The following is a 14,350-nucleotide window of genomic DNA, read 5'->3' on the forward strand; positions in this document are numbered from 1 at the left end:
CTTGTTTTTACGAGGGTTTTGTTGTATCTTATATTCATAATAAACCCCGAAAATCACCAAAAAAGGTAAAAAACGGGGTTTCCATTTGTGTAATTATGAAAATACGAAGAATTTCTGAAATGCAACACCGCATTTCAATTTTTTCCCCTCAGTGAGAATTATGATGCTCATTACACACGTTTTTTAGAGGGAGATTTGGGCAAAATCTATTCTGCTATTGATTGGGATGACTTGGTTACTACTTTAAATATTACTGAACAAAAAAAAGGGCGTAACTATCTTTTTAGCCCTAAAGGAAGACTTGGCTTGATGTTTTTAAAGCATTATGCCAATTGTTCGGATAGGAAAATGATTGAACAACTCAACTCAAATTTAGACTATCAATTTTTCTGCGATATAGAATTAGGTTTTGAACGTTTAACAAACTATAAAATAATAAGTCAAATACGTTGTGAATTAGCAGAGAAACTAGATATTAATTTAGTAGAAAAAGTTCTTTTTAATTCTTGGAAAAATCATATTGATAGTACCGACCAAATCGTAATGGATGCTACTTGTTACGAAAGTGAAGTTCGTTATCCTACCATCCAGAAATTACTTTGGGAATCTGTTCACTGGTTGTACAATCAATTACGTAAAACTTGCTCCATCTTAGGAACTAAGATGATCAGAAGTAGATATAACAAGTGGAAAAAACGTTACCAAGGATTTAGTAAAATGCGAAGAAAAACCAAGTCTAAACGTACTTCATTAACCCGAGCTTTACTGAAGCTATTAAGTAAGTTTATCGATTTTGAAAAGGAATTATCCAAGGCCTACAATATCGAGTTTAAGCCCTTGTATTATAAGCGAATCGACACAATCCAAAGAATTTACAAACAACAAAAAGATCATTTTGATACAGGAGAAAAAATCAAAGATAGAATTGTAAGTATTCATAAGGATTATATCCGTCCTATTGTTCGCGGAAAAGAAGTAAAGCCTGTTGAGTTTGGAGCAAAAGTTAACAAAGTTCAAATTGATGGAATTAGCTTTATAGAACATATTAATTTTAATGCGTTTCACGAAGGAAACCGTTTTATACAAACAGTTCAAAAAGCGCAAGGGTTAACTCGAAAAAAGGTAAAAGTAGCCGGTGGAGATAAAATTTATGCTACCAATAAAAACAGAACATATAGTAGCTCAAAAACCATACAGACAGACTTTATCCCCAAGGGTAGAAAACCTAAAAATCATAAAGAGAAAAAGCAACTTAGGGCTATCATTGCTAAAGAAAGAGCAACAAGATTAGAAGGCTCTTTTGGTAAGGATAAAGAACATTATCACCTACGGAAAATAAAAGCCAAAACAAAAAAGAATGAAATTCTATGGATATTCTTTGGTATACACACAGGAAATGCATTAGAAATTGGTCGAAGAAAAATAGCTCAAACAGACCAACAAATAGCCTAAAATAAAATCTTAGTATTTTTTTCATGGGAGAGCTACGTCTTGTAGGTACGTTTTTAGGAGATTCAATCAATAAAACCTCTTTTAAACAGAAATAGAGGATAGAATTTATATAATTTTATCCTCTATTTTCAATGTATTTTAAAAAATAGACTGTTTTCTGAAAGTGCCTACCAACGCTAAGACTCAAATTATTAAGATTCTCTCTTGTTTAGAGAATTATATTGATTGGAAATATCAACGCTAGTTTAATACCTTTAGTTGAATATTACATTTTCTAAAGAGATACCCTAAATCAGCTCCTTTTTCATTAATATCCTATTTTTTTACGTAGCCTTTGTAAAACATCTTTAGCAACTTTTCTGGCTTTATCAGCTCCAATAGCTAAGGCTTCGTCAATTTCATGGCGGTTTTCCATGTAATGGTTATATGCTGATCTAACGTCGGCAAACTGCTCTATAATCAATTCATATAAAGCTTGTTTTGCATGTCCGTAACCGTAATTTCCACCTTCATAGTTCGCTCTCATCTCAGCAATTTGCTTTTCATTGGCTAAGAGTTTATACAAAGCAAAAACATTATCAGTATCTGGGTTTTTGGGTTCTTCTAAAGGTGTACTATCCGTTTGAATACCCATAATTTGCTTTCTAAGCTTTTTATCTGGCAAGAAAATATTAATGACATTATTTCTCGACTTACTCATTTTTTCGCCATCAATCCCAGGAATTAACTTAGTTTCTTCATTAATCTTAGCTTCTGGTGGAACCAACGTTTCTCCAACAATATTATTAATTCTGTTGGCTACATCTCGTGAAATTTCTAAATGCTGTAATTGATCTTTACCAACAGGAACTATTTCAGCATCATATAACAAAATATCGGCAGCCATTAACATTGGGTAAGAAAATAATCCCGCATTAACATCGGCTAAACGATCCGCTTTATCTTTAAAACTATGAGCTAAGGTGAGTCTTTGGAAAGGAAAATAACAACTTAAATACCAAGATAACTCAGCAACTTCTGGAATATCACTTTGACGGTAGAATACTGTTTTATTAATATCAATACCACAAGCAAGCCAAGTTGCAGCAACACTATAGGTATTTTCGCGCAGTTGCTCCCCGTCTTTAATCTGTGTTAAAGAGTGCATATCTGCAATAAAAATAAAAGATTCATTGTTTGAGTCATTCGCCATTTGAATAGCAGGTAAAATAGCTCCCAATAAATTTCCTAAGTGTGGTGTTCCTGTACTTTGAACTCCAGTTAAAATTCTCGCCATGGATTATTATATAAAATTGGTTATATCTGGTTTGTTAAAAAAACACAACTAATTTTATCATACTCAATGGAATAAAATTGGTTGTAATTGATCCTTTAAAATCTTATGCAATTAGTTTTATTATAACACAAGAGGGCAAAAATAAGCTTTAAATTTATCAAACGAAAGAAATTACTACATTCGCAGTTATGAAGTATTTTAAAATTCCTTTTCTTTTAATTTGGAGGCTTTGGTTTTACGTATTAATGTTTAGTACAATTTTGATAATGATGCCATTGCTTTTAGTGCTCACTTCAAATGAAAAATACTATCCAACATTTTGGAAAACAATAAGAGCATGGTCTTTTTTATTGGTATATGGAATGGGGTTTCGATTAAAAATTGAAAGAGATGAACGAATCGAAAAGGATAAAAGTTACCTTTTTATTGCGAATCATGCCTCTATGATTGATCCTTGGATTATGATTATTCTAAGCAAGAATCCTATTGTTTTTATCGGAAAAAAAGAATTGGTAAAAATTCCTGTTTTCGGTTTCTTCTACAAAAAAGTAGTAATTATGGTTGATAGAGGTTCAGATAAAAGTAGAAAACGAGTTTATAAAATGGCTAAGGAAAAGTTAAAAAATGGAACCAGTGTTGGTATCTTCCCTGAAGGACTTGTGCCAGAAGAGGAAATAGTGTTAGCCCCGTTTAAAAATGGAGCATTTAGCTTAGCTATTGAACATAAAATACCTATTGTGCCTCAGGTTTATTACGATAGCAAGCGGTTTTTTTCTTGGAATATTTACAAAGGAGGACCTGGTGTGATCAGGATAAAACAAGGGCGTTTTATAGAAACAGGCCACAAAGAAATAAGCGATAGAAAAGAATTAAGAAGACAGGCATATGATATGATTTATCATGAATTAAGTAATGATAAACGATATATGGATGATACAAACAAAAAGTTTTAATATTTTTGCAAACGATTTTTTTGGAAAGTAGCAGTCTAAACCTGTGATTTATTGCAGTTTTATTTCTTTTTTGATGAGGAATTTAAGAAAAAATTCCTTATATTTAAGACTGATACTTAAAGATAAAAGCTTTTAGAAGCAAAGCGAACCTTAATATGAAAACAAGTGTTGTGCCTTTTTTCATATTGCACGAACGCTGTGTTTACTCCCCCACATTATAATAGTCTTGATACAATGTAATATTGATGAGTAAACGTATGATAAAGATTGTCTTGATTGATGATGAGAATGATGCTTTAGAGGCATTAGAGTGGAAAATAAGGAAGTGTAGACCAAATGAAGATTTGAACATTGTAAAATGTAGTTCTCCCGTTGTGGCGTCTGATATAATTAGAAAAATAAAGCCTGATATTGTTTTTTTAGATATCCAAATGTTAGAAATGGACGGTTTTGCCTTTTTAAATAATTTTCCAAATAGAGGATTTGATGTGGTTTTTACAACGGCCCATGATGAGTATGGTGTGAAGGCAGTAAAGGCGAATGCTTTAGACTACCTTTTAAAACCAATTGACTTAGATGAGTTGCAACTTACTTTTGAAAAAGTTAAAAAGCGATTTTATTATAAACAAAGAGACGCCAAAGTAGTAAATAAGATAAATATTTCTGCCGATGGGAAGGTGTATTTAATTGATAAAGAAGATGTGGTTTATTTGAAAGCTGATAAAAGTTACACAACTGTTTTTTTGACTGAAGATAGAAGAATAGTTGCTACCAAAACTTTAAAAGAAGTTCAAAAAAAGTTTTCTTTTCCTGAGTTTTATAGAGTACATAATTCTTATGTGATTAATTTGAATTGTGTAACAGAGTACAATAGAGGTTCAAGTGAATTGACCTTAATCGATGGAACGGTTGTAAGTGTAAGTAGGCGTAAGAAGAGTGAGTTGGTGGAAATGTTACAATTGGATAAATAATTAATGCTTCTTGATATAACTTCTGGTTTTTATTCTTGGATAAGAGGAGGGCTTTCTGTTCTCTTCATTTATCATTTTATCTTTTATTTATTGAATAGAGATAGGCTTAATAAGTACTATAGTATTTATTTATTTTGTATTGTGGTATATCTAACCAGAGACGTTTTTGAAAATCAAACTGTGGTGTTATTTTATCAATACATCAGTTTTTCAATTCAATACATCGCGTATTTTTATTTTATCCAGTTTTGTAGGAGTTTAATTAGAAGTCAAAGAGGTTTTATAAAGCTAGATGTTATCGCTAGAAAATTTTCTTGGATGCTTATTTTTTTTGCATTGATACTTATAGTTGTTCAGTTTTTTTATGGATTTGAAATTCAAAAAAAAGTGGTAGCTTTTTCTGTGCCCTTTGCTTCAATTTGTTCTTTGTTCGTTTTTTATATGCTGGTTAAAAGTAAATCAAAGCATTCGGTGTATTTGTTAATTGGGAGCGTTTTTTTTCTTATTGCAGCAAATATAAGCTCAATAAAAATGATGAAAGGAGAGTATTACCTGATAGATTTGCCTGTGCATAGAATGTTTTATTATTTCATAGGAGCGTTTACACAGAGTATAATATTTACTGCATTAATCAGCGGGTACTTGAAAGAAATCTTTGAAAAAAAGCAGCAAGCAGAATTGAACTTATTAAAGCAAAAAAACCAAATAGCTCAGTTAAAAATGGTTGCTCTTAAAAGTCAGATGAATCCACACTTTTTGTTTAATTCATTAAACTCTATTAATAGTTATGTGATTCAAAATAAAGTTGATGAGGCTTCTAATTTTATTACAAAATTTTCCATACTTATTAGAAAAGTTCTGCAAGTAACAAATGAGAATTCAATTAGTTTAGAAGAAGAGTTGGAGATACTATCAGTTTATATAAAGCTTGAACAAATGAGACTTAAAAATGGATTTAGCATTGAGACTCAAATTGATGAAAGCATTGAGGTCTCTAAGTTGAGAGTAGTTCCTCTTTTTTTACAACCGTTTATAGAGAATGCCATTTGGCATGGATTGAGTTTTAAAGAAGGAGAGAAAAAGATTAAACTCTCAATTTATAAACTAGGTGAAATGGTTCGGGTTTTAATAAGAGACAATGGAATTGGAATAAAAAGAAGTAAGAGCAGACGTTTAAATAAGAGTTCTGATAGAAAATCGTTTGGAATTAGTATTGTAAAAGAACGAATGGAAATTATGTATGGAAAAACTGTTGATATTCGTATTAAAGACTTAAAGGATGGTAAAGAAACAGGAACTCAAATTTCTATTGTTTTTCCTTTAAAATTAGCTTAATACAAATTGGTAAACACCAGTTATTGCTTGATGTTAGTTGTTTGTTTAAGTTTTTCTTCCAATGGCATAATTCATAGAAAATGAAGTGTAATCTTTTGTAATTTAGAAACATGAAAAGAAAGGGATTGTGATTTTAGGGGGAACTCACAGTTTTATTCGAGAAAAGATCAAGAATTGCTTGGTCTTTTCTTTATAATACGAAATTTAGAAGAAGAATATGAATTCTTGGATTATAACTTGAAAATGGTAGTACTTAATAGTACTACCATTTTTTGTAAGGTAATTTGCTTAAGTTGGAATTATAATATTTAATGTCACCAGTAACCTCTTTCGCTAGCCAATCTGGTTTTGAGAAAAATTCATTTTCAGAATTGAGTTCAATTTCGGCAACTATTAAACCTTCATTATCACCTAAAAATTTATCTACTTCGTAAGTATGTGCTTCTGTTTTTACTAAATATCTGAATTTTTCAATAATGCCTTCTTCACATAAATCAAATAAACTATCAGCTTCTGATTTGCTTATTTGTTTTTCCCATTCAAATCGCGTAGTTCCTTCTTTATTTGAAGGTCCTTTTATAGTTAAAAAACCTTCATCATCTTTTATTCTAACTCTAACAACACGTTCTTTATCAGAATTCAGAAAACCTTGCTTGATATAAACTTTTTTAAATGCGTAGGTTTCAAAGTTATTGGAAGAAACCAAGAATTTACGTTCAATTTCTACAGACATAAAAAATCAAATTTGTACGAATGTACTGCTTTTTAGCGTTAATAATAATATCTTTGATGTTAGGACAAAATGTTTAAGAATAAATATTACCTATGTTGCTGGTTTTTGGGCTTGGCAATTTGGTATGGTTAGACTAAAATTTACGTCATTCATCTTTGAAACTAAATATTTAAATCAAGTTGTACAAGTGAAAAAAACACTGCCATTTTTTCTGCTTTTGTTTAATATCGTATTATTCCCTCAGGTAGACTATTCTGACAGTTGGGAAGATCTTTTTTCTTATTCGAATGTAAAAGATTTTACGAAAGAAGGTGATTTTATGTATGCTTTGGCCGATAATGCGGTGTTTATATATAATGAGGTTGCGAATGAAACCAATAAAATATCATCAATTCATGGGTTGTCAGGCGGCACAACTTCAGCATTGCATTACAGTAGTTCACTTGAGAGGTTGATTATTGGTTATGAAGATGGATTGCTGGAAGTGGTAAGTAACGATGGTAGAATAACCAAGTCTCCAGAGATTACTAATTTTAATCAAACAGGAGAAAAAAGAATCAACCATATTTACGAGTTTAATAATAAATTGTATTTAGCAACACCTTTTGCTATTGTTGTTTATGATATAGAAAGGTTGGAGTTTGGAGATACTTATTTTATTGGCTCAGGGTCGTCTGATTTAGAGATACATCAAATAGCCGTATATGAAGAAAGAATTTACGCTGCGACGGAAAATGGAATATATATTGCTGATGTGAATAATCCAAATTTGATAGATTTTAATAATTGGACACGAGCATTTATAGGAAACTTTACGAATATTTCGGTTTTTAATAATCAGGTATTTGCTTCAAGAGGAAATGAATTGCTTCGAATTCAAGGATCAAATATAAATACTGTCCGAACGTTTCCAGAAAGTATTAGAGGAGTTAAAAGTTCTAATAACAGCATCACTGTTGCTTTGAGTAATACTGCAGTGGTCTTGAATTCTAGTTTAATAGAGGTAAAACGAATAGCTGCCAATAGTAATTTTGATTTTCAATTAAATCAGGCTTTTGAAGAGAATGGTGACGTCTATTTAGGAACCAGCACTTTTGGAATTTTAAAAACCTTTAATGGAAGTGCTTTTCAAGAAATTCACCCAGAAGGACCAATGTTTAATGACATTTTTTCAATGGATGTTCATAATAATAATTTGTGGTTAGTTTATGGAGGCTATGATGTAACATATACCCCATCAGGAAGCAGAAAAGGATTCTCTCATTTTAACGGTCAGAATTGGAATAACTACCCATATGATCCAAATACACCATTTGCAGATTTAGTTTCTGTAAATATTAATAAAAATGAAGAGAGTTCAGTTTTTATAAGTTCATTTGGAGATATTACAGGAGCAGAGATTAGCACTCCGTTAACTGGAGGGTTGTTAAGCATTCAGGAAGGCCAAGTCCAAAATTTCTATAACCAATTAAATAGCCCTTTGGAAGATATTGTAGAAGATATTTCTAATAGAGTGACCATTCGTGTAAGTGGATCAGCTTTCGATAGGCAAGGGAATTTATGGGTAACAAATATTGGAGTTTCGGAGAGGTTAAAAAAAATGTCAGTAAGCGGTCAATGGACAAGCTATGATATTGAGTCAATTATTAACTTTAGTAAAATAGGATTAAATGAAATTGAAGTTGATAGGTTTAATAATGTATGGATTGGAACAAGAGCGAATGGTTTATTGGCTTATAATGAAAACGGAGATAGAAAGGAGGCTTTAATTGCTGAAATTAATAAAGGAGATTTGCCGAGTAATAATGTTAGAACCATTGGAGTCGATAGAAATAACAGAATTTGGATTGGTACATCTGTTGGATTGGTAGTGTTTAATAATGCTTCGGGAATTTTTGAAAGTACTATTAATAATGCTGAACCTATTGTGATTTTGGATGAAGGAATTCCGAAAAAACTTTTAGGCGATCAAAGTATAAATTCTATTGAAGTTGATGGAGGAGATAATAAATGGTTTGGAACAGAAACAGGAGGTGTTTTATATACAAATCCAAGTGGAGAAACTACCTTGTCGGCATTCAATAAAGATAACTCACCTTTGCCTTCGAATAAAATTGTAAAAATAAAAGTCGATGATATGACGGGTAAAGTATATTTTGCAACAAATCGAGGAATGGTAGCTTATAAAAGCGGTGTTGTGCCTTTCGGGGAAGGTTTAGAAGAGGTGTATGCTTATCCTAATCCGGTACTAAGAAAACATGATGTTGTTACTATTGACGGACGTAATAATTCTCACTTACCCAAGGGAACGAATGTGAAAATATTAGACGTTTCTGGAAATTTAGTTTTTGAAACAAATGTTGTGGAAGGTCAGCAGTTGGGAGGAGGGAAAGTAACGTGGAACAAACGAAACTTAGCAGGAACAAAAGTGGCATCAGGAATATATATAGTATTACTTTCTAATGAAGATAATACTGAATCAGCAACAACTAAAATAGCGATTGTAAACTAATGCCAATTGTGAATACCAAAGCCATTGTGTTTGGAGCTATTAAATATGGCGATACCAGTTTAATTGTAAAATGTTTTACACTTGAAGACGGGGTTAAGTCTTACATGGTTAAAGGGGTTTTAAGTTCAAAAAAAGGGAAGCTTAAAACGGCCTATTTTCAGCCGCTAACTCAACTACAAATGGTGGCTAATCATAATCATAAAAACACACTGAACTCAATTAAGGAGGCACGTGTTGTCCATCTTTATCGTAGTATGCACACATCTATTGTAAAGCAAACAATTGCTATGTTTCTTTCTGAAATACTCTCAAGTATTATTCAGGAAGAAGAAAAAAACCCAGGGTTGTATATCTACATAGAAACGGCCTTACTTTGGCTTGATAGTCATGATGAAATTTCAAATTTCCATTTAGTGTTTTTAATGAATTTATCTAGGTTTTTAGGTTTTTATCCAGATACGGCAAATATGGGAAAAAAAGGTTTTAATTTAGCCGAGGGAAGCTTTACCGATTCTGAGCATGAAAATTTAACACTTTATAATGTAGAATTAATACTTTTCAAAAGGGTGTTAGGCATAAATTTTGATGCAATAAATGCAATTTCATTGAATAAAAATGAAAGACAAATTATACTCAAAACAATTATAAAATATTTTGAGTTGCATTTGGATGGGTTTAGAAAGCCAAAATCATTAGATATATTAGAAACTGTGTTTAATTAAATAAACAATGAAGCAAGTAGTATTTACACTATTTTTATTTTTAACGCATTCAATTTTTTCTCAGGAAATAACAATTTTTGATGCAGAAACAGGAAAGCCAGTTGAGTCGGTTGCCGTGTATAATAGAGGGAAATCTAAATCCGCGATTAGCAATGATAATGGTGTTTTAGATATTTCGGAGTTTTCTCGCAATGAAACATTGATATTTTCTCATGTAGCATACTCTGAATATAAAGTCAAAAAGAAAGCTGTCTTAGCAAATGATAATCACGTTTATTTATCCAAACATTCTGAGCAATTAGATGAGGTAGTGCTATCCGTGTTTAAGAACAAAGAAAAAAGAAACAGAATTGCAGAGCAAATAGCACTGATAACAAGTAAGGATATAGCTAAAGTTTCACCTCAAACATCGGCAGATTTATTGGCAAATGTTCCTGGGATTAAAGTACAAAAATCTCAATTTGGAGGGGGAAGTCCTGTGCTTAGAGGTATGGAAAGTAATAGAGTATTGTTAGTTGTTGACGGAGTTCGATTGAACAATGCAATTTATAGAAAAGGACACCTTCAAAACTCTATAACGGTATCTCCAAACTTATTGGATAGGACAGAGGTAGTTTTTGGACCATCTTCAGTTATTTATGGATCCGATGCTTTGGGAGGAGTGATTCATTATTATACAAAAACGCCAAAGCTATCAAAAAATGAAAGTGAGGTAAAAGGAGGATTGTTTTCACGATTTAGTACTGTAAATAATGAAATAACCAATACAGTATCAGCCGAATTAAGATTTAAAAAATGGGCATCGTTTACCAGTGTTTCTCACAGTGATTTCGGTGATTTAGCTATGGGAAAAAATAGATCACATGGTTTCGAAAACTGGGGAAAAGTTCCATTTTATTCAGAAAACATTAATGGGAACTATGAAGAAAATCAAACAGTAAATGATGATCAGAATATACAGAGAAACACAGGGTTTAATCAAACAGATGTTCTTCAAAAGTTTTTTGTTCCATTATCTAAAAGAACAGACTTAAAGGTAAATATTCAATATTCAACATCTTCGAATATTCCTCGTTTTGACAGATTAACTGAATTGAAAGATGAAGAGTTAAAGTTTGCTGAATGGTATTACGGGCCACAAAAAAGGTTGTTAATATCTCCACAATTGGAAATTAACCCAAGGAAGAAGTGGTTAGAAAAAGGTGTTATTACTTTAGCATATCAAAACATTGAAGAAAGCAGGATTCAAAGAAAATTTGGAAGTTTAGATAAGTCTTTTAGGGAAGAAAGCGTGAGTGTTTTTAGTGTTAGTGGTGATTTCAAAGTACCATTAGCGAAGAAGCGTAATTTAGAGTATGGTTTTGAAATGGTGTATAATGATGTAGGCTCCAACTCTTATGGGAAAACGTTGAACATAGTTGATGGGGCAATTGACGGTTTTAATGACGATTTCGCTGTTCAATCCAGATATGCAGATGGTGGGAGTTCTTACTTTAGTTCGGCTTTGTACTTGGGATATCGTCAAGATTTAAATAGCAAATCTACCTTAAATACAGGAGTTCGATTAACCAATACAAATTTAACAGCAAAATGGATTGATGAGCAATTTATTCAATTACCAAATAACGATATTAATTTAAACAATACCGCTATAACGGCTACTATTGGTTATGTATACAAGCCTAATAGAACATGGCAGTTAAACGCTGTTCTATCATCAGGTTTTAGATCTCCTAATATTGATGATGTAGGAAAGGTAAGAGAGAAAAATGGTTTTGTTACGGTTCCAAATATCGATTTAAAACCAGAGCATGCTTATAATGCTGAAATTGGGGTTCAAAAATATTTCAACGATCGTAAATTTAGACTAGGAGCGAATGTGTATTATACGTTGTTAAATAATTATATATACCGTACTCCATTTGATTTAAGTCTTAATAGTGAAGCAGAGATAGGTTCAGAAATTCAATTTGATGGAGAAACGGGAAATGCTGTAGCTAATGTGAACAAAGGGAGTGCTTACGTGACTGGGTTTACAGTTAGTTATGAAGGAAAGTTACATAAAAATTGGAAAACATCAGGATTTATTACCTATACAAAAGGAGAGAGTCATGACTTAAAAGAGGCATTGTCTTCTATTCCTCCGTTGTTTGGGAACTTCGAATTGAATTACACAAAAAATAAATTTGAAGGAGGTGCTAATTTCGTTTTCAATGCTAAAAAAGACATTAAAGATTATAATATTAGCGAGGGGATCGATAATCATGAGCAAACTCCAATCATAAATGCCGATGCGCAAGAAGATGTAGATAAATACTATGGGAGCCCAAGTTGGATGACGGTTGGATTGTTTGGAAGGTTTGCCGTTTCAAATAGTTTGACTTTACAAGGAAATATTACCAATCTTTTTGATGAGCATTTCAGAGAATTTGCTTCAGGAATATCGGCTCCAGGAAGAAACTTTTCAATAGCTTTGCAAGTAAATTTATAATTAGAGATGATCAAGTTTTTTAAAATTGTAAGTCTTTTAGAAGGACTTTCTTATATACTACTATTATTTATTGCTGTTCCTATTAAATACATGCAAAACAACCCAGAATATGTAAAAATGTTAGGGATGCCTCATGGCTTATTATTTGTGTTGTATATCGTTTTGGCTATTATGTTGAAATATGAATTAGAATGGAAAGGTAAAGATTTCTTCATGGTCTGTTTATTATCAATATTACCGTTCGGAACATTTTTCGTTGGAAAGTATTTGAAGAAGTAGTTTTCTTGAATTAAGAATGTTCAAATTTAAGTTTTGGATGTTGGTGTTTTTTGTTTGGATTGGTTTTTTCGAGAGTCGAAAGTTGTAAGGGGGAAAAACTGAAAGCAATAATGCAATACAAAAACTCAAAACTTGGCACTAGCAATTTATCGCAACTAATAATTTCCATTAACCGCCGCTAACAGGAGGGATAATAGCAACTACATCATTATTCTGTATCTGCTGCTCGTCATTTGCGTATTCCTCGTTAATAGCAATGGCAAATGAACTGATTTTACTCATTTTAGGGAATTCAGTAACCAAATGTTGTTTGAGTTGTGCTACTGAAATAGTATTATCAAATAGTAGTTCAGAAGAAGAGCTAAGTATTTCACTAGCGACACCAAAAGCAAGTAATTGAATTTTCATGATTATAAATTGATAAATAGTGTTTCAACAAGTAGCTGAAACTTATTGAATAATCGATTTTAATTAGCTATTGATTTTAGTTCAACAGATTACCAAAAATAAGCATTTCTATTGGTATAAGATTGAACTCTTATTTTCTAAGGAAATCAACCACCTTATCAGGGAAATCGGTAAAAGCACCATCAATATTTGCTTCGAAAAAAAATACGCTCATCATTTCTTCGAAAGTTGAAAACTCATCTAACTGATCATGTCTAAATGTATAAGGGTGTACTACCAAGTTAAGCTCATGAGCCTTTTCAACTAAGTTTGTAAACAACCATTTATTGTTTTCTTTTTTATCAAGAATTTGTTTGTACCAAGGGCCAATTCCATCTGCATACGAAGCGAAATGTTGTAATTGTTTGGTTTCTTCAGGAAATTCAATTAATTGAACGAGGAAAAGTTCAGATTGTAGTTCTTTGCGAATTCGTTCCAACTCTTTGGCATCGAAACACTGTAAAATACAGTTGTCTTCCTTTGTTTTGTAGCCATAAAAAGAAAGAATGTCCAATGTGATTCTGGCAATATCTTTTCCATTTTTATGATGAAACTCTGGATTCTTAATTTCAGGATAAATCCCAATTGATTTGCCAGTACTATAATTCAATCCTTGAATCAGTTCAATTTCCTGCTGTAGAGAATGTAGTCTAAAATTACCTTTGTTTTTAGGAAAACGATTTGGATAAAATTGCTCTCCTGTTGAAGGTTGAAAGCGCTCAGTTACTTGTAATAATTGTAATTCATCAAAAGTAAAATCGATAACATAATATCTGCCATCTTCCCTTTTTCTTTCGGGAAAAATGGTGGCTACATTGGTTACATCATCCAAGTAAATGTCATGAATAACTATAGGTATATCATCTTTACTTAAAACCAAATCTTGTTCTATATAATCTGGATGCATTGCATAAGCCATGGCTTTTGATTCCATTGTATGTTCAGGTAAATACCCAGAAGCACCTCGGTGTGCGATTACCACTTTAGAATTTGTAGAATTATTCATGTCTTTTTTGCAGCTAATACTGATAAAAATAATAAGTACAATGTTACAAATAATGCTTCGATTAATTGTCTTTTCATTTAGTGACATAGAAAAAGGTTTATACGAACTCGTTTAACTGAGTTCTATGGCTTTACTAAATATACACAAATGTTACATATTTATTTACAGGCTGC

Annotated in this window: 12 protein-coding genes; 8 read left to right on the plus strand and 4 right to left on the minus strand. The window is 31.9% G+C overall.

The features are described from left to right. The first annotated feature begins 195 nt into the window (after positions 1–195). Positions 196–1,452: a transposase gene (locus tag BLW23_RS15735; RefSeq protein WP_093668298.1), complete on the plus strand. Its 1,257-nt coding sequence runs from the start codon at positions 196–198 to the stop codon at positions 1,450–1,452. 307 nt (positions 1,453–1,759) lie between these two features. On the opposite strand, the gene trpS is transcribed toward BLW23_RS15735, so the two are convergent. Continuing rightward, positions 1,760–2,728 (minus strand): tryptophan--tRNA ligase, encoded by a 969-nt coding sequence (gene trpS / locus BLW23_RS15740; RefSeq protein WP_093671528.1) that lies wholly within the window; start codon positions 2,726–2,728, stop codon positions 1,760–1,762. A 188-nt stretch (positions 2,729–2,916) separates the two neighbouring features. Between trpS and BLW23_RS15745 the strand changes: the two genes are divergently transcribed. The 3 genes from BLW23_RS15745 (at position 2,917) to BLW23_RS15755 (ending at position 5,987) form a co-directional block, all read left to right on the plus strand. Further along, entirely contained in the window at positions 2,917–3,681 is a 765-nt protein-coding gene (locus BLW23_RS15745; RefSeq protein ID WP_176829849.1) for a lysophospholipid acyltransferase family protein, read from the plus strand. A 257-nt stretch (positions 3,682–3,938) separates the two neighbouring features. Continuing rightward, positions 3,939–4,652 carry a LytR/AlgR family response regulator transcription factor gene (locus BLW23_RS15750; RefSeq protein WP_176829850.1) on the plus strand — a complete coding sequence of 238 codons (714 nt, stop codon included), beginning with the start codon at positions 3,939–3,941 and terminating at the stop codon, positions 4,650–4,652. 3 nt (positions 4,653–4,655) lie between these two features. After that, complete coding sequence (locus tag BLW23_RS15755) at positions 4,656–5,987, plus strand: sensor histidine kinase (RefSeq protein ID WP_093671533.1); 1,332 nt, start codon at positions 4,656–4,658, stop codon at positions 5,985–5,987. A 262-nt stretch (positions 5,988–6,249) separates the two neighbouring features. On the opposite strand, the gene BLW23_RS15760 is transcribed toward BLW23_RS15755, so the two are convergent. After that, on the minus strand, positions 6,250–6,720 hold the full coding sequence (locus tag BLW23_RS15760) for a CYTH domain-containing protein (protein ID WP_093671535.1): 471 nt from the start codon (positions 6,718–6,720) through the stop codon (positions 6,250–6,252). Positions 6,721–6,907: 187 nt separating this feature from the next. On the opposite strand from BLW23_RS15760, the gene BLW23_RS15765 reads away from it, so the two are divergent. From BLW23_RS15765 to BLW23_RS15780, 4 genes are read left to right on the plus strand one after another with little or no spacing between them, the layout of a single operon-like run. Further along, the gene (locus tag BLW23_RS15765) at positions 6,908–9,232 is read left to right on the plus strand and encodes a type IX secretion system anionic LPS delivery protein PorZ (protein WP_093671853.1); all 2,325 of its coding nucleotides are present in this window, start codon (positions 6,908–6,910) and stop codon (positions 9,230–9,232) included. Further along, positions 9,232–9,954, plus strand: coding sequence for a DNA repair protein RecO (recO, locus tag BLW23_RS15770; protein WP_093671537.1), 723 nt, complete (start codon positions 9,232–9,234; stop codon positions 9,952–9,954). Before BLW23_RS15765 ends, recO begins: the two co-directional genes overlap by 1 nt. A 7-nt stretch (positions 9,955–9,961) precedes the next feature. Then, positions 9,962–12,445 (plus strand): TonB-dependent receptor, encoded by a 2,484-nt coding sequence (locus tag BLW23_RS15775; RefSeq protein ID WP_093671539.1) that lies wholly within the window; start codon positions 9,962–9,964, stop codon positions 12,443–12,445. Positions 12,446–12,451: 6 nt separating this feature from the next. Continuing rightward, complete coding sequence (locus tag BLW23_RS15780; RefSeq protein ID WP_093671541.1) at positions 12,452–12,724, plus strand: DUF3817 domain-containing protein; 273 nt, start codon at positions 12,452–12,454, stop codon at positions 12,722–12,724. 168 nt (positions 12,725–12,892) lie between these two features. On the opposite strand, the gene BLW23_RS15785 is transcribed toward BLW23_RS15780, so the two are convergent. Together BLW23_RS15785 and glpQ are read right to left on the minus strand one after the other, a co-directional pair. Then, on the minus strand, positions 12,893–13,132 hold the full coding sequence (locus BLW23_RS15785; RefSeq protein ID WP_093671543.1) for a MoaD/ThiS family protein: 240 nt from the start codon (positions 13,130–13,132) through the stop codon (positions 12,893–12,895). A gap of 130 nt (positions 13,133–13,262) precedes the next feature. Beyond that, positions 13,263–14,264 carry a glycerophosphodiester phosphodiesterase gene (glpQ, locus tag BLW23_RS15790; RefSeq protein WP_093671545.1) on the minus strand — a complete coding sequence of 334 codons (1,002 nt, stop codon included), beginning with the start codon at positions 14,262–14,264 and terminating at the stop codon, positions 13,263–13,265. Between the last annotated feature and the right edge of the window lie 86 nt (positions 14,265–14,350).

The organism is Tenacibaculum sp. MAR_2009_124 (assembly GCF_900105455.1).
In the GTDB taxonomy this organism is placed as follows: domain Bacteria; phylum Bacteroidota; class Bacteroidia; order Flavobacteriales; family Flavobacteriaceae; genus Polaribacter.

What these genes read in the sequence shown, in the direction of transcription:
- trpS (WP_093671528.1), bottom strand. Translation starts at nt 2,728, where the DNA reads ATGGCGAGAATTTTAACTGGAGTTCAAAGTACAGGAACACCACACTTA.
- BLW23_RS15745 (WP_176829849.1), top strand. Translation starts at nt 2,917, where the DNA reads ATGAAGTATTTTAAAATTCCTTTTCTTTTAATTTGGAGGCTTTGGTTT.
- BLW23_RS15750 (WP_176829850.1), top strand. Translation starts at nt 3,939, where the DNA reads ATGATAAAGATTGTCTTGATTGATGATGAGAATGATGCTTTAGAGGCA.
- BLW23_RS15755 (WP_093671533.1), top strand. Translation starts at nt 4,656, where the DNA reads ATGCTTCTTGATATAACTTCTGGTTTTTATTCTTGGATAAGAGGAGGG.
- BLW23_RS15760 (WP_093671535.1), bottom strand. Translation starts at nt 6,720, where the DNA reads ATGTCTGTAGAAATTGAACGTAAATTCTTGGTTTCTTCCAATAACTTT.
- recO (WP_093671537.1), top strand. Translation starts at nt 9,232, where the DNA reads ATGCCAATTGTGAATACCAAAGCCATTGTGTTTGGAGCTATTAAATAT.
- BLW23_RS15775 (WP_093671539.1), top strand. Translation starts at nt 9,962, where the DNA reads ATGAAGCAAGTAGTATTTACACTATTTTTATTTTTAACGCATTCAATT.
- BLW23_RS15780 (WP_093671541.1), top strand. Translation starts at nt 12,452, where the DNA reads ATGATCAAGTTTTTTAAAATTGTAAGTCTTTTAGAAGGACTTTCTTAT.
- BLW23_RS15785 (WP_093671543.1), bottom strand. Translation starts at nt 13,132, where the DNA reads ATGAAAATTCAATTACTTGCTTTTGGTGTCGCTAGTGAAATACTTAGC.
- glpQ (WP_093671545.1), bottom strand. Translation starts at nt 14,264, where the DNA reads ATGTCACTAAATGAAAAGACAATTAATCGAAGCATTATTTGTAACATT.